Genomic DNA, 18131 nt, shown 5'->3' with positions numbered 1-18131 from the left:
AAATGGGAATAATGAAGCATAAAATAATAAAAAACACAAGTTATATAATGGCTTTGGCCCTGGTCATGAGCTGTAGTACGGTAAAAAACGCCAATAAAACGCAAAAAGGAGCGGCGATTGGAGCTGCGGGCGGGGCCATAATCGGTGGTGTTATCGGTAATAATGTCGGGGACGGTAACAATACCGCCCTTGGTGCCATTTTGGGAGCGGTTATCGGTGGTGCCGCCGGAGGTTATATCGGTAATCGCATGGATAGGCAGGCCGAGCGAATAGAAGAGGAAATTCCCGGAGCCGAAGTAAAAAGAGTAGGCGAAGGAATCAATGTTACCTTTACCGAGGATGCAGGCGTTTATTTTGACACCAATAAATCTACCGTAAAAGGTACATCGGCAACAACTCTGGACAAGTTGGCCGGAATCTTTCAGGAATATCCCAATTCCAATATTTTGATCGAAGGGCATACGGATAGTGCCGGATCCGAGGATTATAATATGAACCTTTCCAGACAACGGGCGGAATCCGTAAGTACCTATTTGAAATCCAAAGGCATCGCCCCTTATAGGTTCACGACCAAATGGTATGGCGAACTGCAGCCTGTAGGCGATAATACTACGACTGAAGGAAAAGCGAAAAACAGACGGGTGGAGCTGGCCATTGTCGCCAGTAAAGAACTAAAAGAGGAAGCAATACAAAAGACCAAAGGGTAAACTTTTTGGAATTAAAAATTTTAATCCCCGCAATTGCGGGGATTTTTTTTGAAATATGTATCTTCCCTAACGGTGAATTTGCATGATGTTATAATTATTGGGGGAGGCCTTGCCGGATTAACGGCTGCCATCCATTTGGCCGACTCGGGACATGATGTGGTCCTTTTTGAATCAAAGGAATACCCACACCATAAAGTCTGTGGTGAATATGTATCCAATGAAATACTTCCGTATTTGGAGCGGCTCGGGGTCGATGTTTTTTCAAAAGGTGCCATACGCATATCCAATTTTGAAATTAGTAGCGTGAAGGGAAGAAAAGTGGCCGTAAAACTTCCTTTGGGCGGTTTTGGGATGAGTAGGTTCGCTTTTGACCATCTATTATATCAAAAAGCCATTGAAAAAGGGGTGCAATGTTATTTTGAGAAAGTTACCGGTATTGCGTTTATTGAAAACCAATTTACGATAAGAACACATATCGGTAAATCGTATTATGGCAAGGTGGCCATAGGTGCCTATGGCAAACGTTCCGCCTTGGACAGATCATTGAACCGCAATTTTATTTTCGATAAAAACTCATGGTTGGCGGTAAAATCCCATTACCGTAGTTCCGGTTTTCCGGAAACCAAGGTTGCCCTACATAATTTTGAAGGCGGTTATGGTGGATTGTCCAAAACAGAGAGTGGAGCCGTTAATTTTTGTTATTTGGCCCATTACGACAGCTTTAAAAAATACCAGGATGTAGAACGGTTCAATAAAGTGGTGGTATCACAAAATCCCCATTTAGGGGATTTCTTAAAAAAGTCGGAACCTTTGTTCAACAGCCCTATGACCATTGCCCAGATTTCTTTTGGTAAAAAAGAACCGGTAATCGATCATATGCTGATGTGCGGGGACACGGCGGGCTTAATACATCCGTTATGCGGTAACGGTATGGCCATGGCCATACATAGTGCAAAACTGGCTTCGGAATGTATCCACGAATTTTTAACGGGCGAAAAGCTTTCAAGAGCTGTATTGGAGAAAACATATACTTCACTTTGGAGCGATACTTTTAAAAAAAGGCTTTGGTTTGGAAGGAAATTGCAAAACGTGCTACTAAGTAAACAATGGACAAATCTGGGTGTCAGGGCCGTGAGTAATTCAACATCGCTTTTAAAATACATTATTACCAAAACCCATGGAAAGCCGATAACGTAATGGTAGATTTAAGCAAGAGAAGCGGTCAAAAAGAGTTGATGGATGACTTTGGTGGCACCCCTGAAGCATTTCAAGAAGTTTTGGTGGACATTAGCAGGGTCAATCGGGTTTTAGGAGGGAATAGGATTACCTTAAATGCCGTGTTTAAGCTTATAACGGAGAATCCAAAAAAATCATATACGATTTTAGATGTGGGTTGCGGGGAAGGAACCATGCTTAGAACGTTAGCAAGAGCGGCCAAAAAAAGAACTATTGGACTAAAATTGATCGGGGTAGATCTCAATACCGATGCCCTGAAAATCGGAAGGGAAAATTCAACGGATTTTCCTGAAATAGAATACCGGGAACAAGATGTGTTGCAGGGTGATATAAAAAATTTGAAATGTGATATCATAATCACCACCTTGACGATGCACCATTTTTCCGATATGGAAATCAAACGTTTCATAAAACGCTTTTCTAACATAACGTCACTGGGAATAATCGTCAATGACCTTCACAGGAGTAGATTGGCTTATTATTTATATAAATTGTTCAGCTTGTTTTTTATCAAAACCAGGACGGCAAAAATTGACGGATTGATTTCCATACGGAGAGGGTTCCTAAAATCGGATTTAAAATCCCTTGCAAGCTCCATTACCGGCGTTCAGCATGAAATTCACTGGAAATGGGCTTTCAGGTATGTGTGGACCATACGGACAAATGCATTAAAAGAATCTTATGAATAATACCAAAATAGTCAAGGTGGCCAAGGTCTTGCCCGAGTATTGCAGGGATACCAAGGAAATATTGCCCTTTGTAGAATTATGGCTGCAGGGACAGGAAGAACGCTTTAAGCGCAAGGTGATAAAGATTTTTGAAGGGGCGGCCGTAGATAAGCGTTATGGCATCATGCCCATAGAAGAGGTATTTCTGGCCACTTCTTTTGAAGAAAAAAATACCATTTACGTGCGGGAAACCAAGAAATTGGGAGCAGAGGTCCTGAGAAAAGCGTTATCCGATGCCCATTGGAAACCCGAAACCCTGGATTATATCATTACGGTTAGCTGTACGGGAATCATGATCCCTTCCTTGGATGCCTATCTAATCAATGCATTGGGACTAAAACAGGACGTAGTTCGGCTCCCGGTAACGGAAATGGGTTGTGCGGCAGGCATTTCGGGCCTTATTTATGCACATAACTTCCTTAAATCCAATCCAGATAAGCGAATTGCCCTCGTAGCCGTCGAGAGTCCTACGGCTACCTTTCAGCTAAATGACTATTCCATGGCCAATATGGTAAGTGCCGCAATTTTTGGGGATGGGGCCGCATGTGTGCTGCTTTCCTCCGAAGAAGAGGCTTTCGGGCCCAAGATCATTGGTGAGGAAATGTACCATTTTAAGGATGCTACCCATCTTATGGGTTTTGACTTAACGAACCACGGGTTAAAAATGATTCTGGATCCCTTAGTTCCCGAAACCATAACCGAACATTTCCCTATGATCGTCCATCCTTTTTTAGAAAAGCACGGCAGTGGTATCGATAAGGTAGATCATTTGATCTTTCATCCCGGTGGCCGAAAAATTGTGCAGACCGTAGAAGAACTTTTTGGTAAATTGGGGAAGAATATCGATGATACCAGAGAAGTACTTAGATTATATGGCAATATGAGCAGTGCAACCGTACTTTACGTGTTGGAACGCTTTATGGAAAGGGGGATACCGGAAGGCGAACAAGGTCTGTTACTGAGTTTTGGTCCCGGATTTTCCGCTCAAAGGGTATTGATAGAATGGTAATTTATCGATATTCATAGAAATGGTTTTGATTTTATAACTATGGAGCAAAAAAGTTTTGAATCGGACAAAGACCTTTCCCAAGAAGGGCAGGAACAAACTTCCTGGGCCTTGATTCTTGGGGGAAGTCAAGGTTTGGGGCTGGCAACGGCAAGGAAATTGGCGGGGCATGGTTATCATTTAATTATCGTTCATAGGGATAGAAGAACGGACTTGGAAGAAATCCGTCATGACTTAGAAGAAATGAGATCAAAAGGCGTACAGGTAAAATCCTTTAATATAGATGCCCTCAACAACGAAAAAAGAAGGGATTTGATTTCCCGTCTTGGAGAAACGCTTCCCGCTGATCACAGCATAAAGATTTTGATACATAGCATTGCCAAGGGAAGTTTAAAGCCGATGTATGCCCAAGATAAACCAACATTATCCGAACAGGATTTTAAAATAACCTTAGACGCCATGGCCCTAAGTCTATATGATTGGGTCAAAGACTTGGTCAAAGCCAATTTATTTGCCGCAGATACTAGAATTGTAGCCTTTACCAGTGAAGGCAATACCAAGGCGATAGCCAATTACGGAGCGGTATCCGTTGCCAAAGTGGCCTTGGAGGCATTGGTACGTAATATAGCTTTGGAATTTGCACCGATCGGGATAAAAGCGAATTGCATCCAGGCGGGGGTGACCGTTACCCGTTCTTTTGAAATGATTCCGGGCAATGCACAAATCAAATCGAATGCCTTGAAGAGAAATCCGAACAATCGCCTCACCATGCCCGAAGATGTAGCCGATGCCGTTTATTTATTAACACTTAACGAGGCAAAATGGATAACGGGTACCGTAATTAAAGTAGATGGAGGGGAAAGTCTTCAGTAAATCCATGAAAACGACCGAAAACATAGATTGGATCATTGAAAAGCTACCGTATACGGAACCTTTTTTGTTTGTGGATAAACTAATTGCGGTTACGGCAAATAGTGCCCATGGAGAGTTTACCTTTCAAAGGGAAATGGATTTTTTTAAGGGACACTTTATAGACAATCCCATAACTCCCGGCGTTATTTTAACCGAATGCTGTGCACAGATAGGATTGGTATGTCTGGGAATTTTCTTGCTCAGGGACGAATCAGGGCTGGAAAACCTGCAAATAGGAATGAGCAGTGCTGAAATGGAATTCTTAAAACCTGTTTTTCCTGGAGAAAAAGTAACGGTTACTTCCGATAAAATCTATTTTCGATTTGGGAAGCTCAAGTGCGAAGTGAAAATGTACAATGCGCAAGATGAACTTGTCTGTAAAGGTATTTTATCCGGTATGCTAAAAATCAGACACCATGGGTAGACGGGTCGTGGTAACAGGTTTGGGGGTATGCGCACCTAACGGAGTAGGGATCAAGGATTTTGCCCATGCCCTAAAAACAGGGAAAAGCGGTATCCGGTTTCAACCTAAATTAAAGGAACTTGATTTTGGATGTCAAATTGCTGGAAAACCATTGGTTAAGGACAATATGTTAAATGATTACTTTACACCATTGCAATTAAGGGGGTTAAATGCTTCCGGTCTGGTCTATGGTGTAATTGCGGGTATGGATGCCTGGAAAGATGCGGGCCTTGAGAAGAATACTTCCGATGTGCCTTCCTGGGATTATGGGGTGCTGTTCGGTACGGGTGTTTTGGGTGTCGATAAATTTCGGGAGGCTATATATAAGGTGGATGAGAAGAATGTTCGCAGGCTGGGAAGTACTGTTGTGGTGCAGACCATGGCCAGTGGTATAAGTGCCTATTTGGGAGGCCTTTTGGGCTGTGGGAATCAGGTTTCCACAAATTCATCGGCGTGTACCACGGGTACGGAAGGGGTTTTAATGGCCTATGAGCGTATTTCTGGGGGAAAAGCGGAAGTAATGCTTACCGGTAGTTGTAGTGATAGCGGGCCTTATGTATGGGGCGGATTTGATGCCATGCGGATTTTACCTAGAACCTATAATGAGAATCCAACGGCCGCAAGCCGACCTATGAGTGCTTCCGCAAAGGGGTTCGTTCCCGGTAGCGGAGCCGGGGCCTTGGTCTTGGAATCGTTGGAAAACGCCCAAAAAAGAGGAGCGAAGATATATGCCGAAATCTTGGGCGGTGAAATCAATAGTGGGGGTCAATTGGGCGAAGGTTCCATGACGGCACCAAATAGCACCGCGGTTCAACGTTGTATTCAAAAAGCGATCGTGAATTCAGGTATTGAAGCTGTGGAAATCGATGCAATAAATGGGCATTTGACCGCTACGGCCAAAGATACCTTGGAGATTGAAAATTGGAGTAGCGCATTACAACGAAAAGGTGATGGTTTTCCCATCATTAATTCTTTTAAGGGAACCATAGGACATTGCTTGGCCGCAGCGGGAAGCATAGAATGTGTTGGTACCTTGCTTCAGTTTGAAGAAAGTATGGTTTTTGGGAATGTCAATTGTGAGGACATTCACCCGGGGATAACACAGGTTGTCCCACCATCTAAAATCCCTCAAAAGACCCTTTCCTATAAACCTAAAACAATAGCCAAGGCCAGTTTTGGTTTTGGAGATGTAAACGCTTGTGTTATTTTCAGGGCGTTCAATGACAAATAATTATAAGCCATTAATCCAAACAAATGCAAGAAAACGAAAAATACCAAAAACTTAAAGAGATTATAAAAATATACCTCCCCGAAGATGTATCCGTAGATCAAATAAGCCTCGAAAGCGACTTTTTAGAGGAACTTAATATCAATTCGGCCAATTTAGTGGATATTGTCCTGGATGTGGAAGATGCCTTTGATATTCGCTTAGAAAATGAGGATATGGATCAAATGAGGACGGTACAGGATGCTTTGAAAATTATAGACAAGAAGCTCGTTGATGATTGATTCACTGCTTTAGAGATCCGGAAGAACCAATAAAAATTTCAATACCAAAAAGTACAATACACGCCATAAACCATGGATTATGGTAGAAATATTCGAACTATACGATATAAAATTATGAATGCATTTTTTAATTGGGCCAAAGAACAGTTTAAAGTGGATAAACGATTGGTAATCTTATACTGTATGGTCTATTTTTTATGGGGTTTGGGCATGAACTGGTTTGGCACGGAAATGGAAATAGCCCGATTTACCTTTTGGTGGCAGGTGATTACTTGCTATATTCTATATATGGTACCCATATCCCTGCTTTTAAGAAACTTGCCTTTTCATGCGCAATATGCCTATGGCCTTATTGCCATGGGGTTATTGGAATTTGGAGGTTATGCCTTGGAAACTTCGTATGCTTATCCCGATAACCTAATGGATCATTTTTTTGGAGAGCGTACGTTCGCCTTGGGTATGGCCTTGTTTTTTGCGCTTTATTTTCCTCTTGGAAATTGGGGAATAGGAAGGTTATTTACCGTTCTTTTTAAGAAAGATGGATAGAACGTTGTGTTAAATACATAGAGTACCCTAGGTCTTTGGAAACGGCCTATTGCAATATTAAATCGAATTCTACGGAGACTTTATTGGATTCCCTTCCTTTTTTTAGAACGGTTATGCCAAAATCCGATGAAAATAGGGTAGTGGTGCCCCGTAAGGAATTCCCCTTCTTTTGAAACTTGATATGTATAGGTTTGGTAATGGTCTTGATCGTTAAATTACCGGTCACCAGAACATCCGATTCCTTTAATTGTACGGACGTACTTTTAAAATATATTTTGGGATAATCGTTGGCATCAAAGTATTTTCCTCCTTTAAGGGACCAATCCCTTAAAAAGTTTCCGGTCTTTAATGTTTCCGTAGCGACCGAACCTTCAATTACGGCCCGTTCCAAATTGTTCCAGTCGATTTTTGATTTTGATGTAAATCCCGAAATACTGCCATTCACATTTTTTTCTACAAAATTAAAAGTAACGGCACCCGACTTTATAGCAACAGGGGTTTGGCTCCACATGAATTGGGTCAATATTATCACAAACAGCAATGAAACTATTCTTCTCATTTTTGAATATTGAATCGAAGTCGAAATCGGATGAAATGTCGTTAAAACCCGATGCTTTATCCGTTCTGTTCATAAATATAGTCGCTCTACCTAAAATAGCTTACATTTAAGCAGAACACATTCATATGAAAATGAAATATAAGGCCCTGTTTTGTGGTGGTCTTATGATAGCCTTTTTTGGGCTATTTACCGGTAAGGCGCAGACAACATTGGATAAAAGGGAGATTAAGATCAAAAAACGTACCTTAATGGCACAGTTTGAATCCGATTATGTTATTCCCGTCGAAAAGAGAATCGCCTTAAAGAAAAAGCGAATAACGTATCAAAGGCATACAAAACGTATTCTGGATACCTTAAAGATTTCTGACCGTAAGCGCAAAAGACTGCTTAAAGAATTGAGGAAAAGCCCATTTTCCGAACGGATCACTAAAGTCATCCTGGCCGAAACGAGGTTTGAGGACGATATGGAAAACCGTGAAGAATAGGGGTTTTAGCGTGATTTCATTTTAGCTTTTCGCTTGTGAAGTTGCCGAAGCAATTCATCGACTGATTCTGCAATGGACGCTTCAAAGCTAGAATTACTAGCCTCGGCAAATAATCTGGGTCCGGGCGTACTTAAGCGTATATTACAAATGGATCCCGTATCTGGCGAAGAAGTATTTTCTTTTTTGAAAAACACATCGGCCCGAACGATAAAATCAAATTTATCCAATAACTTATCCAATTTTTTGGCGGCTAAAATCTCTAATCGGTTGCTGGCCTTGACATCATCATATTCAAAATTGATATTCATACACAAAATCTTTAGCATAAGATAATCAATTCTGGAGTATTGCCCAATATAATTTTAACAGAAAATGGAACGGATCGTATTGGGGCAGCTATTAAATATTGATTGTTTGGGTTTTAAGGATTTGAAAAATCTCCAAAGTATTGGAACCCTTCAATTGTTTTTTTCGATAAAATACTAAAAACGTATTATTAAATGAATACTATTTTTGTTATAATTATAGATGTAGATCGAATCATAATTTATATGACCGTTCTTTAAAGTAATAAATCGGAATGCCATGGGAAGAAAAATTTTATGGATAAATATCCTGTTTATACTTAGTATAAGCTGTGGTACAAAAAGAACCGTAATAGGGAATAATAAAATTTTGGATGCACTTATTGAAAGTAATAGTTTTGAGATTACGGTTACCAAAGTACAACCTCTTGTTACAAATGCCTTAAATCAAATTGCATCGAGTGGATTGATACCATTAGGAAGTACGATCAATCAAATTAACCTAAACGGGGCAAGTAATTTTATAAGAATAGTTGGCGATTCTATATCGGCCAATTTGCCATATTATGGCGAAAGACAAATGGGTGGAGGCTATAATCAAAATGCTGGAATACAATTTAACGGACGACCTAAAAATCTTGAAATTTTAAAAGACCGGGTCAAACAGGATTATACCATAACGTTTCGAATCAGAAATACAAGTGAAAGTTATAACGTAAATGCAATTATCCATTCCAACTTATCAAGTAGTATAACCATTACCAGTTCCCATCGATCGGTTATACGTTATACGGGATACGTTACAAATTATGAGGAATTGTGATAGCGTTTAGTAATGGTTTAATAGATAGGACGACAAAATATCTATTTTACATAATGTAAATTATAGTACAAATATCATATTTCGATTATATCCTGTTGTTATGCCATTTGTAAGCTATAATTCCATATTATGTAAAATATCCCAGAAAGTCTTGAACACAAAATAAACTTCAGTACTAGGGTCATTAAACATCTGGCTCTTGGGTTTAGTACTAAATAAGAAACATTCTGCTGTTTGTAGCTATAATTAGCCGTTATGTAAAATTGCCGCTGCCTATGCGCTCGATTGCTTTTTATAAATTAAACGCTTACTGGCGTTTATTTCTAAACACAATTTCCAACCGCATAGCCACCGCCATAAAAAAGCTAGCCTTTTAGAATGATTCAAAATTCGCGTATTCGATAATAATCCTGCAATATTTTTTTCTACGACATTCTCGTAAAGCGTTCCGCAAGAGTATAAAATTACTCTGCGAGATAATTTCTATACACTTGCTCTAATTCTGCAATTATTTAACTTTTTTGGGTTTGAGCTATTTAAGAACCTTTAGAAGTGAAAATTTGAAATTGTGACTATTAATGGTTTATTATTATCTTTTTTTATCAAGAAAAAAAGAAACAAAAAAATCAAGGCTGCACAAAACTTTGGAAACAATATACGGCTCAATCGCTATATTTTAGAAAACATTAGAAAGTTTTAAGATTGCTTTGAACTAGCTTTAAAACTTTGGAAATATTAAGAATATGTATTGCTAAATCTCTAAAATATGCACGCTCATTTCACCTATTGTTTTAGCTAAAGTTTTATGAGGCCGTTTTGCCAACGCTTCATCTGGGTAAAAACGCACGTCTATTTTACATAATATTATAAAACTAAACTCTTAGTTTACTAATCATATTGTTTAAAGCGTACTTTTCCAGCTCTTCAATGGATTTGCTTGATATTTTAATCTCCCAATTAGATAAATTAGGTATTAAACTGACTTCGTTATTTACAAAGAAACTGTTATTGAAATCTTGTAAGTCTTTGGACGGAATGAAATAAACAACCCTTGGTTGTTCCTCCGTTATCAAAACTAAAGCGATAAACAAGTTATCGTTTAACTCTCCTAAATCTTGTTTTGGGATTTTAATACCTTGTTTTACAGTATCTAAATCTAGTGGCTGTAAGTATATTTGGTTCTCGCCAATTAAAAAATCAACCCCTTCCCTCCCATCGGTTTTAGCGGTTAATTCTAAATTATGACTTTTTAATTCTGATTTTAGAAACTCTAAGGCAATCATTTTGTAGAAACTAATAACTCTCTAATATCAACATCTAGGATTTCTGCTATTCTTTTTAAATCTTTTAAATGTGGTTGTGATTTATTATTGCAAAAAGCCGTTACAGAAGTTGTACTTTTTCCCAATTCTTCCGCAAGCCAAACTTGAGATTTGCCTTGAATCACTAAAACTTCTTTTATTCTATTTATCCTTTCTAATGCCATATTTATTAATGTATTCTATTTTAAATATATAATACATTCTTGTTAAAACATAAGTTTAAATTAAATTTTAGTAATCTAAACTTGCGTTTTTAAAATTTTAATCATAAGTTTGAGTTAACTTTATATAAGTATAAATTATATAAAAGTAATTATAACTTAAATTTTTTATTGTTAATAACTTTATTTCAAATTTTATGCCATATCCAAAATACACTAAAGCCGACCTAGAGAGAATCGTATATACACAACTAGATAACTTAAATGCCATTCACGACTTGTTATGTATTATGAAACTTCAAAATGAACTTATTGAAAATGCCAATAAGAAATTAAAGGATGAAGTAATTGACTTTAAGAAGCGGGTTAATTATGGAACAGGGAAGTTAAAAAAATAATATTTTCAATTAAAAGTTTCTTTTATATTAAGAATTATAATTATCAATCATCACTTTTAAATTATTCCCTTCCTCGGTTATCCAATGGTTTTTAATTATTAATTCTCTTATTCTCGTTTTATTTTTTTCTGAGTATAACTCTGGTTGTAAGCCAGACAATAATTCTGGTTGGTCAGGGTATAGCCAATGGCTTTTATGTTCTGTTGTAGCAATACCTCTTGAAATACCATCTGGATGTAATAGTTTTAAATCTGGGATTTTTTGCTTTGCTAACTGGAAAATTTCTAGTCCGTCTTTATCCCAATCGCAGGAATAGTAAATAGGTAATCCTCTTCTTATTTGATGTGTGTATTCTAATTTAGGAATATTTCTACCACCAGCATACCAAAGCTCATAGCCATTTGCTCTAGGAATTTTATCTCTGTTAAGAAAATTACCGTTCTCGCATAAAATGATAAGATTAGGGTCATCACATTGTAGGACATACAGATATTGTTGACTTTTATTATCTACAAGCGTAATATCAAATATGGAATTTATAGCATCTATTAAAAGCGTTTTTCCATCGAGATATTTGTCATTTTTAAAGAACATATGCGAGAAACCTCTAACAGATTCTTGAGCTTCCTCTAATTCATTTCTTCGCGTTAACAAACTACCATTTGCGATACCTTGTTTGAATTGAATAAGTAAATCAATATCATTCTTATTAAATCGTAACTGTGGTTTCAAAAGCCCTTCACCTTCTAGAAAAGCCACATATTTTTCGTAGTCTTTTAAATATCGTCTTTCATAAACCTCAAGGAATACTTCATTTCTCGTGAAAGATTTTCTCCTACGCTCAATTTCCAAAGCGTTTTGGTGATTTTTAAATACAGGACTTTTCGCCAAAGTCTGATTTATTCTAACTTCACCATTGATGTATAGTTTATGTAATGCTTTTATCTCAATCCAATTCATTTCTGATTCATTCTTTTAAGATATCCCTGCAACTGTTCATTTTTATAGTTAGTCTTAAAACTGCTATTTGGAATTGGATAGTTTCTGTTCTTGTCTGTTTTTCCTTCTATTAGTTGGTGCAAATACCAACCGTCATCACTATTAGAGCCGAATGGCTCCGGTGTCATCGTTATAATTTGATAACCATATTTTTTTGCGATTTCTGGAAATGTATTGAAGTTATCGTCATCAAGATTAGACACTTCTTCAAGAATTAAAAATTTAAGTCCTTCTCTAATGTTCTTAGATGTAATGGACAATCTGCCGATACCAAGTAAGACTCTTGCAGTATAACTTTCGCCTGTGCTTCCTGGATATTCTTTACCATCATCATCTTTAAACTCAGTCTTGAGTGTGAAGTAGGTTTTTGGGTCTAGTAAGTCTGAAAAATTTATGGTATCTGAATAACCTGAAATTTCTTTAAACGATTCTTCAACAAATTTTTCTACGTTGTCGGAGTTAAATAGTCCAGCAGCTTGTGCTTTCGAAGATAAATCGTTTATCCAGTTTACACTAAATTTTTTGCTTGGGTCAAAGACAATCTGAAAGTAGTATTTTTTACTAATCAGCTCTCCCTTAAAGAAGGTATTAAGATTTGTGACTACTTTTTTATAATTATCGTACTCATCTTGTGTTTTACTAAAAATACTCAGCATTGAGTCTATAATAGTTTTTGCAAGTTTATTTCGGTTGGTATAAAGGCTACTTAATGCACTTTCTATATTTTTTGTAGTTCCTATGTCATTGCCCAAAAGCTTTTTCTCCAACAACTTAAATTCGTATTGATGCTGTTTTTTATCTTTTATTTCTATATCATCATTAAGCTCTTTGTAGAAAGTCAACGTGTTATCATACTTTTGTTCATAGGCTGTTTTAGCGAGTGCGTAGACCTCTTGATAATCCATTTCTTCGCTCGTCTTCCATTTATCTAAAACATCCTTTAGTTCTGGATATTTATCAGTAATTCGTTTCTTCTCATTTGTTAAATTACTTTGCAGTTTTTGTTTTTCTGTTTTGACCTCTTCTGGGTTAAAATTGATAGATTCTAATTGCTTTGACAATGTTTTAATTAGCGTTTTTGCTTCTTGATGTTTGCTATTTGCTTTAAGCTGTGCCTGATTTAACGTGTCTTGTTCTGTGTTGCATTTTTCTAATTCATCTGCAAAATTCTTTGTAGAAAAATTGAAGGGAATTGTTTTACTTAAAACTTCTAAAGCATTCTTATCAGCAGTCAATTCCGACTTAATATTTTCCTTTAAAGCGTCTAGACTTTGAATCATTTCCATGGTTTTTCTGTACTCATTGACTTGGCGCTGGTCTGGAATATTCATATCCCATTTAAAGTCAAAATCAAGTTGCTCTAATACTTCTGTTTTACCTTGTTCTAAAGATATTATTTGCTTTAAAGTTTCATTTATATCATTTACTTGAGTATTAAGTGTTTCTTTTTTTAATGTAAATGCTTTTGATAGCGCTTCTGAGTTTTCGAATAGCCTTTCTGAAGACAATGCTTTGATAAATCTGTGAATACCGCCCATTGTAAACCAATATCCGCCATTGCCTTCATCTTTTTTAATATTGTTGTTGTCGAGTATGTTTAAATCTTCGGCGTACATCACGTTATCCAATACTTTTTCGGGAAATTCCCAATGCGTGTCTAAAAGAAATCCTCGTAGTACAGTTTCCTGCCCTAAAGAAATACTCTTATTCTCTTTTAAAATTTTAGAAGCAAACGACTTGTCATTATCCAAATTTAAAATGTCAATGAGCTTTTCAGTATTTACCTTGTCGTCTTGTAGTTTTTTCTTGAGCGTATTTAATGAAGCAACTTGCGATTGATATTGCTGTTCTATTTTATCGACACTACCGTAGGTTTTAAGTAAAGGTAAAAGATGGTTTACTTTTTCTATTACTGCATCAGGAGAGCTATTTGTAAAATCAAATTGTTTACTCTTTTGGTCTAATTCCTTTGGTATCTTTAAGGTGCGAAGTGCATTATATGTCTTGGTTTTGGCTTCAAAGGTTTTGTGATTATTTTTATAGGTATTAAGGTTACTCAATGCAGTAGAATATATTTTAAACTTACTAATGGCTTCATTCGCCTTAGTTTCCAAGTCTGGTAAAGCCTTTTTCTGTTTGCTAATATCTGTTTTAAGCTTTTGTTCTCTTTTTGCTATGTCCTCCCATTCTTTGCATTGGGTTTCAAATTGATGTTTTTGTTGATGGTACTTATATTGAAAATACTCTTTTTCTGAGCTAGTATATGCTTTTGAAAGCATTTCTAAATCTTCTAAAAATTCTCTTTTACCTTTTAGCGTTTCAATAAGCAAACTCAAGTTTTTATATCGGGCTACATAATCATCTAGATTCTTTTTGTTTTGCTTGTAGTTGTCCTCAATTTCAGCTTTTTTATTTTCGAACAGAAAATTTTTAAGACTAACATCTTTATCTGTATCGAGCGTGTTTGCTTTTGAAAAAGCTTGTAGCACTTTCGCGAAAGCGGTAAGATGTGCTTCTTGACTAAGGTTGAGAGGCAGTATGTTTTTATCATAAAAGAACTGATACAATTCCTTGCGCTCTGCCTTTTTTGAATAAATGTCTAAGTGAAGCTCGTAGTTATCGCGTAGGTGCCTTGTGAGAACATCTATAGATGGAATGGTCTTATTTACTATAAAGTTGTTGTGGTATATGAGTCTGTCTTCTGGAATGAGATATTCGCTTATTTTATGACGCTCTTTTACTGTTTTTCTACTATCGACACTAGCATCAAAAGGCTCATTTAACACTCGAAACAACTTGATTTGACCAGAACTTGTATTTGGGATATTCACTCCAAAGGTCAAGTACATTTTATGCTCCACTTCAATATTTAAAAAGAAATAGGCATTGGGACCGCTGTAAGGAATAGTGTGTATTTGGCGATGTTCTTTCTTTACGCTATCGGTACCAAAATGAATTTTCTTTCGCTCTGCTATAAATAATATTTGTAGTAAATCTGCTAGTAGGGATTTCCCTATACCATTTGGTCCTGTGAAATCTGTGCGCGTATCGTGAATAAGGTAATCTTGATTGTAATGCTTGACAACGTTTACCGTAGATATGGAATGTATGAGAGGGAGTTTATTCATAATTTGATTGGTCTAAATTATTAACGAACTCTTCGAAGTTTGAAATTTCGTATTCATACATTGTCTGGAAACGATGTATAGCCTCCTTAATTGTAAATGAGAAATTTTTATCATCTATTTGAATAAATTTATCCACCCATCCTAACTGTTCAAAATCCTGAATAACGTTCTTGAAATTCTTAGTGAGATTAGCCCATTCTTTAGGTGTAAAATTGTCTCGATTTCCGTTTTTAAAAAATGCTAATTTGTATAAATGGCTAAATTCACTTTCTTTAATTTTTGCCTTAATATCTTGAAACGAAATCTCTTTTACATTGTCAAAATACCTTTCATAATACATTTGTAATAAGGTAATTGCAATAATAGTTTCAATAGGAGTTAAGTCTCTATGTCTTGAATTAGCTGATAGCACACCTTTTGAATCTTCATAAAAAGTCAAAAAGAAATAGGTAACGCCTTCAAATGTTTTTTTATCTAGCTGGAGATTGTAAAATACTTCGTAGTACTTTTTAAGTTCTATAAAGTATTTAGACAATAATCTATGAAAGTAGTGGGCATCATCCTGAATGTGCCGACCTCGTAACAATTCTATATTTAAATCGGCAAAATGCTTTTGAACATCTGCCTTCTTAAAAATATCTACAAAGTGATTATTTACTGCTTCTGCAGTATGTTCATTTGCCATATTAATATGTTTTTATCCTGGTACTTTTCAGGTATGTTTTGTTCGATTTTCAAATCGTATTCTTTGTGTTTGCTTGCATACTTCAGAATATCAAAAACTACTTTTAAAGCGATGTTTTCATCCTTCGTCTCTTCAAGAAGCCTGTAGAACTCTTTGGTAAGGTCTGTATCTACTTGTTTTGATAAATTGATTTTAAAAATGTTGAGTTGTCGCGCCACCTCTTCCTGCTTATCGAGTGCCACATTTGCGTTCTTTGTCTGCTCCAGGGCATAAACTGGGTCTAATTCCTGTTCTAGCACATAACTCTTCTTTTTAATAAACGTATCGTATTTTTTAACGTTTAGATATTTAAAACGTTCTTCCGGAATGGCATTTATCTCAAGGGGCTTATAAAATTTTAAGCCTTCATTTCGGTCGCAGACGGAAGCTTCGAGGGTTGCTTCTAAGAACTTACGAAGATTCCTTTGAAATTGGGTTCTGGTTCTAAAGTTCTCCTTAAAATTTGCCAATTGTTTATCTGCATATATGTATCTATCAATAATTTGGTCTAGCTTTTCCTTTATAAGGTCAAAAAAGTTAAACACCTCTGTTTTTATTAGTAAGGCAGCATCATAATTAGCCTTTAAATCTTTTAAAACCTGAGGGTCTTTTTGTGCTAAAATATGATTGACACTAGCTACTCTGTTATCGAAATATTCAACTACGGTACGTATTTGAGCTCTGAGATTACCGCTAAGTTGTAGTGTTTCATTTATTTCATCAGACCGAGAAACACTATCACGAAATAACTGTGTAAACTCATCAAGATTATCTAATGCAACATTATCTGGACTAGAAATAATCTTGTTGAGTCTAATTATAGACTCATTAATGACATCCTTAAAAGCTTCAAGATGATTTTCAATTAAAGTCCTACTACTGTTCTTAAAATTATTCTCAAACCAAACTTTAAAGTCTGTTATTTCTTCAATAGTTTCAGCCTTAAACAGTCCATAATTCTGAAATGTTTTTCTAAGCGGAAAGTGCTTGTGTTCATTAAAAAGTTTATTTCCGAGAAAATCTAAAAATCGAGTTGCGTGAGAGGTAAGAATATATTTATAAGGGTCGTTTCTAGGATGCTCAATAAAAAAATGAAGTAATTCTTGGGTAAGTTTTTCTATTTGTGGTTTGCCGATGGAAGCAATTTCTAAAACCTCGTCTAGGGCATATTCCAAATCTATTTCCTCAAAGCGATGTGGAATTATTTGTAATTCTATTTTTTTGTGAAGTATGTATATTAATAGTCCTCCTGCTTTTGTTGGGATTATTCTATCATAAAAATCATTTATATCTTGTAATTGTGTTTTTATAATTTTTAGTTTTTATTATTAAGTGAGTGTAAATATTCAATTCTACATCTTTGTTAATTTTTCACATAAATAATTCTGTTTTATAGTAGCTTCTACTACAAAACAATATTAGATTGAGACAAGGTTTAGGGAGAATTTGTTACTCAAAAGTGTAACTCAAATATAATAAAAATTAACAAGTATAATTTTACTTATTTCCGTAATCAATTGAAAATAAGAGAGTGTATTCCCATTCCATACACATTTTGCCTCCACTCCTCTACCCTTTCTGCAAAAAGAGTATTCCATTACATTTTTTAAAGAAGTTTTTAGAAAGAAAAAAATCAAAGAAAATTTGAGTCGTAAAAAGCTTTTTACCAAAGCAAAGTTACATAACGCAGAACATTATAGTACATTTTGTATTTTAGGTTTAGCCAGTGGCTGAAGCTAAAATCAAGAAAGATGATGCGGCTGCCAACATACCGTAAAGGTTGAATTAAAAACGTAAGCTATAATTCTATTATGTAAAATATCCCTGGCATTTGTAGCTTTTAAGAGAATTACTAACAGGGTCATCAACCTATTTAATTTACGCTACCGGAAATTTTCCACACAAAAGAAAAATTATTCTAAACTTCGAAATTCGTTAACCCTGGCGACAAACCTTTCGTCTGTACTCATAATTTGCCGTTATGTAAAATAGCCGCACGCTCCCGATAGCTATCGGGACTCGATTGCTTTTTAAAATCAAATTGCTCAGGCAATTTATTTTAAACACAATTTGCCATCGCTTGCCAACGTCATTTAAAAGCTAGCCTTTTAGATTCATTT

Annotated in this window: 19 protein-coding genes; 11 read left to right on the top strand and 8 right to left on the bottom strand. The window is 36.2% G+C overall.

The window, feature by feature from the left end; genetic code table 11:
- Positions 1 to 11 precede the first annotated feature (11 nt).
- From ACKWB9_RS12650 to ACKWB9_RS12610, 9 genes are all read left to right on the top strand, one after another.
- Positions 12 to 707: an OmpA family protein gene (locus tag ACKWB9_RS12650; RefSeq protein WP_414003388.1), complete on the top strand. Its 696-nt coding sequence runs from the start codon at positions 12 to 14 to the stop codon at positions 705 to 707.
- Between the two features lie 48 nt (positions 708 to 755).
- Positions 756 to 1904 carry an NAD(P)/FAD-dependent oxidoreductase gene (locus ACKWB9_RS12645; protein ID WP_414003387.1) on the top strand — a complete coding sequence of 383 codons (1149 nt, stop codon included), beginning with the start codon at positions 756 to 758 and terminating at the stop codon, positions 1902 to 1904.
- Positions 1904 to 2632 (top strand): methyltransferase domain-containing protein, encoded by a 729-nt coding sequence (locus ACKWB9_RS12640; protein WP_414003386.1) that lies wholly within the window; start codon positions 1904 to 1906, stop codon positions 2630 to 2632. The genes ACKWB9_RS12645 and ACKWB9_RS12640 overlap by 1 nt, the downstream gene beginning before the upstream one ends.
- Positions 2625 to 3680, top strand: a complete 1056-nt coding sequence (locus ACKWB9_RS12635; RefSeq protein WP_414003385.1) for a type III polyketide synthase — start codon at positions 2625 to 2627, stop codon at positions 3678 to 3680. The genes ACKWB9_RS12640 and ACKWB9_RS12635 overlap by 8 nt, the downstream gene beginning before the upstream one ends.
- Before the next feature lie 39 nt (positions 3681 to 3719).
- Entirely contained in the window at positions 3720 to 4550 is an 831-nt protein-coding gene (locus ACKWB9_RS12630; protein ID WP_414003384.1) for an SDR family oxidoreductase, read from the top strand.
- Positions 4551 to 4554: 4 nt separating this feature from the next.
- Entirely contained in the window at positions 4555 to 5013 is a 459-nt protein-coding gene (locus tag ACKWB9_RS12625; RefSeq protein ID WP_414003383.1) for a 3-hydroxyacyl-ACP dehydratase FabZ family protein, read from the top strand.
- Positions 5006 to 6283 (top strand): beta-ketoacyl-[acyl-carrier-protein] synthase family protein, encoded by a 1278-nt coding sequence (locus ACKWB9_RS12620; RefSeq protein ID WP_414003382.1) that lies wholly within the window; start codon positions 5006 to 5008, stop codon positions 6281 to 6283. Before ACKWB9_RS12625 ends, ACKWB9_RS12620 begins: the two co-directional genes overlap by 8 nt.
- Before the next feature lie 23 nt (positions 6284 to 6306).
- Positions 6307 to 6561, top strand: a complete 255-nt coding sequence (locus tag ACKWB9_RS12615) for an acyl carrier protein (RefSeq protein WP_414003381.1) — start codon at positions 6307 to 6309, stop codon at positions 6559 to 6561.
- A 114-nt stretch (positions 6562 to 6675) separates the two neighbouring features.
- A complete protein-coding gene (locus ACKWB9_RS12610) occupies positions 6676 to 7107 on the top strand; it encodes a hypothetical protein (RefSeq protein WP_414003380.1) in 432 nt (143 codons plus the stop codon).
- Between the two features lie 46 nt (positions 7108 to 7153).
- On the opposite strand, the gene ACKWB9_RS12605 is transcribed toward ACKWB9_RS12610, so the two are convergent.
- Positions 7154 to 7666 (bottom strand): YceI family protein, encoded by a 513-nt coding sequence (locus ACKWB9_RS12605; RefSeq protein WP_414003379.1) that lies wholly within the window; start codon positions 7664 to 7666, stop codon positions 7154 to 7156.
- Positions 7667 to 7791: 125 nt separating this feature from the next.
- Here ACKWB9_RS12605 and ACKWB9_RS12600 point away from each other — a divergent pair, with 125 nt between their 5' ends.
- Complete coding sequence (locus ACKWB9_RS12600) at positions 7792 to 8151, top strand: hypothetical protein (protein ID WP_414003378.1); 360 nt, start codon at positions 7792 to 7794, stop codon at positions 8149 to 8151.
- A gap of 5 nt (positions 8152 to 8156) precedes the next feature.
- Here the strand turns inward: ACKWB9_RS12600 and hpf are convergent, their stop codons facing one another.
- Positions 8157 to 8459, bottom strand: coding sequence for a ribosome hibernation-promoting factor, HPF/YfiA family (gene hpf / locus ACKWB9_RS12595; RefSeq protein ID WP_414003377.1), 303 nt, complete (start codon positions 8457 to 8459; stop codon positions 8157 to 8159).
- 277 nt (positions 8460 to 8736) lie between these two features.
- Between hpf and ACKWB9_RS12590 the strand changes: the two genes are divergently transcribed.
- Entirely contained in the window at positions 8737 to 9279 is a 543-nt protein-coding gene (locus tag ACKWB9_RS12590; RefSeq protein ID WP_414003376.1) for a DUF4251 domain-containing protein, read from the top strand.
- Between the two features lie 872 nt (positions 9280 to 10151).
- On the opposite strand, the gene ACKWB9_RS12585 is transcribed toward ACKWB9_RS12590, so the two are convergent.
- The 6 genes from ACKWB9_RS12585 to ACKWB9_RS12560 form a co-directional block, all read right to left on the bottom strand.
- Positions 10152 to 10562, bottom strand: coding sequence for a hypothetical protein (locus tag ACKWB9_RS12585; RefSeq protein WP_414003375.1), 411 nt, complete (start codon positions 10560 to 10562; stop codon positions 10152 to 10154).
- Positions 10559 to 10765: a helix-turn-helix transcriptional regulator gene (locus ACKWB9_RS12580; RefSeq protein ID WP_255843013.1), complete on the bottom strand. Its 207-nt coding sequence runs from the start codon at positions 10763 to 10765 to the stop codon at positions 10559 to 10561. Before ACKWB9_RS12580 ends, ACKWB9_RS12585 begins: the two co-directional genes overlap by 4 nt.
- Before the next feature lie 422 nt (positions 10766 to 11187).
- Positions 11188 to 12120 (bottom strand): hypothetical protein, encoded by a 933-nt coding sequence (locus tag ACKWB9_RS12575; RefSeq protein WP_414003374.1) that lies wholly within the window; start codon positions 12118 to 12120, stop codon positions 11188 to 11190.
- Positions 12117 to 15287, bottom strand: a complete 3171-nt coding sequence (locus tag ACKWB9_RS12570; RefSeq protein WP_414003373.1) for a hypothetical protein — start codon at positions 15285 to 15287, stop codon at positions 12117 to 12119. The genes ACKWB9_RS12575 and ACKWB9_RS12570 overlap by 4 nt, the downstream gene beginning before the upstream one ends.
- Positions 15280 to 15972, bottom strand: coding sequence for a condensin complex protein MksE (locus ACKWB9_RS12565; RefSeq protein ID WP_414003372.1), 693 nt, complete (start codon positions 15970 to 15972; stop codon positions 15280 to 15282). Before ACKWB9_RS12565 ends, ACKWB9_RS12570 begins: the two co-directional genes overlap by 8 nt.
- A complete protein-coding gene (locus ACKWB9_RS12560) occupies positions 15942 to 17186 on the bottom strand; it encodes a hypothetical protein (protein ID WP_414003371.1) in 1245 nt (414 codons plus the stop codon). Before ACKWB9_RS12560 ends, ACKWB9_RS12565 begins: the two co-directional genes overlap by 31 nt.
- Between the last annotated feature and the right edge of the window lie 945 nt (positions 17187 to 18131).

Origin of the sequence: Maribacter spongiae (assembly GCF_047345125.1) — a bacterium.
GTDB lineage: Bacteria > Bacteroidota > Bacteroidia > Flavobacteriales > Flavobacteriaceae > Maribacter.
This window is presented reverse-complemented; position numbering and strand designations above follow the sequence as displayed.

Bases quoted from the DNA above. Each gene is read 5' to 3' on its own strand.
- ACKWB9_RS12600 (WP_414003378.1), top strand. From the start codon at position 7,792: ATGAAAATGAAATATAAGGCCCTGTTTTGTGGTGGTCTTATGATAGCC.
- ACKWB9_RS12615 (WP_414003381.1), top strand. From the start codon at position 6,307: ATGCAAGAAAACGAAAAATACCAAAAACTTAAAGAGATTATAAAAATA.
- ACKWB9_RS12640 (WP_414003386.1), top strand. From the start codon at position 1,904: ATGGTAGATTTAAGCAAGAGAAGCGGTCAAAAAGAGTTGATGGATGAC.
- ACKWB9_RS12585 (WP_414003375.1), bottom strand. From the start codon at position 10,562: ATGATTGCCTTAGAGTTTCTAAAATCAGAATTAAAAAGTCATAATTTA.
- ACKWB9_RS12590 (WP_414003376.1), top strand. From the start codon at position 8,737: ATGGGAAGAAAAATTTTATGGATAAATATCCTGTTTATACTTAGTATA.
- hpf (WP_414003377.1), bottom strand. From the start codon at position 8,459: ATGAATATCAATTTTGAATATGATGATGTCAAGGCCAGCAACCGATTA.
- ACKWB9_RS12570 (WP_414003373.1), bottom strand. From the start codon at position 15,287: ATGAATAAACTCCCTCTCATACATTCCATATCTACGGTAAACGTTGTC.
- ACKWB9_RS12580 (WP_255843013.1), bottom strand. From the start codon at position 10,765: ATGGCATTAGAAAGGATAAATAGAATAAAAGAAGTTTTAGTGATTCAA.
- ACKWB9_RS12620 (WP_414003382.1), top strand. From the start codon at position 5,006: ATGGGTAGACGGGTCGTGGTAACAGGTTTGGGGGTATGCGCACCTAAC.
- ACKWB9_RS12575 (WP_414003374.1), bottom strand. From the start codon at position 12,120: ATGAATTGGATTGAGATAAAAGCATTACATAAACTATACATCAATGGT.
- ACKWB9_RS12625 (WP_414003383.1), top strand. From the start codon at position 4,555: ATGAAAACGACCGAAAACATAGATTGGATCATTGAAAAGCTACCGTAT.
- ACKWB9_RS12610 (WP_414003380.1), top strand. From the start codon at position 6,676: ATGAATGCATTTTTTAATTGGGCCAAAGAACAGTTTAAAGTGGATAAA.
- ACKWB9_RS12565 (WP_414003372.1), bottom strand. From the start codon at position 15,972: ATGGCAAATGAACATACTGCAGAAGCAGTAAATAATCACTTTGTAGAT.
- ACKWB9_RS12650 (WP_414003388.1), top strand. From the start codon at position 12: ATGAAGCATAAAATAATAAAAAACACAAGTTATATAATGGCTTTGGCC.
- ACKWB9_RS12605 (WP_414003379.1), bottom strand. From the start codon at position 7,666: ATGAGAAGAATAGTTTCATTGCTGTTTGTGATAATATTGACCCAATTC.
- ACKWB9_RS12635 (WP_414003385.1), top strand. From the start codon at position 2,625: ATGAATAATACCAAAATAGTCAAGGTGGCCAAGGTCTTGCCCGAGTAT.
- ACKWB9_RS12630 (WP_414003384.1), top strand. From the start codon at position 3,720: ATGGAGCAAAAAAGTTTTGAATCGGACAAAGACCTTTCCCAAGAAGGG.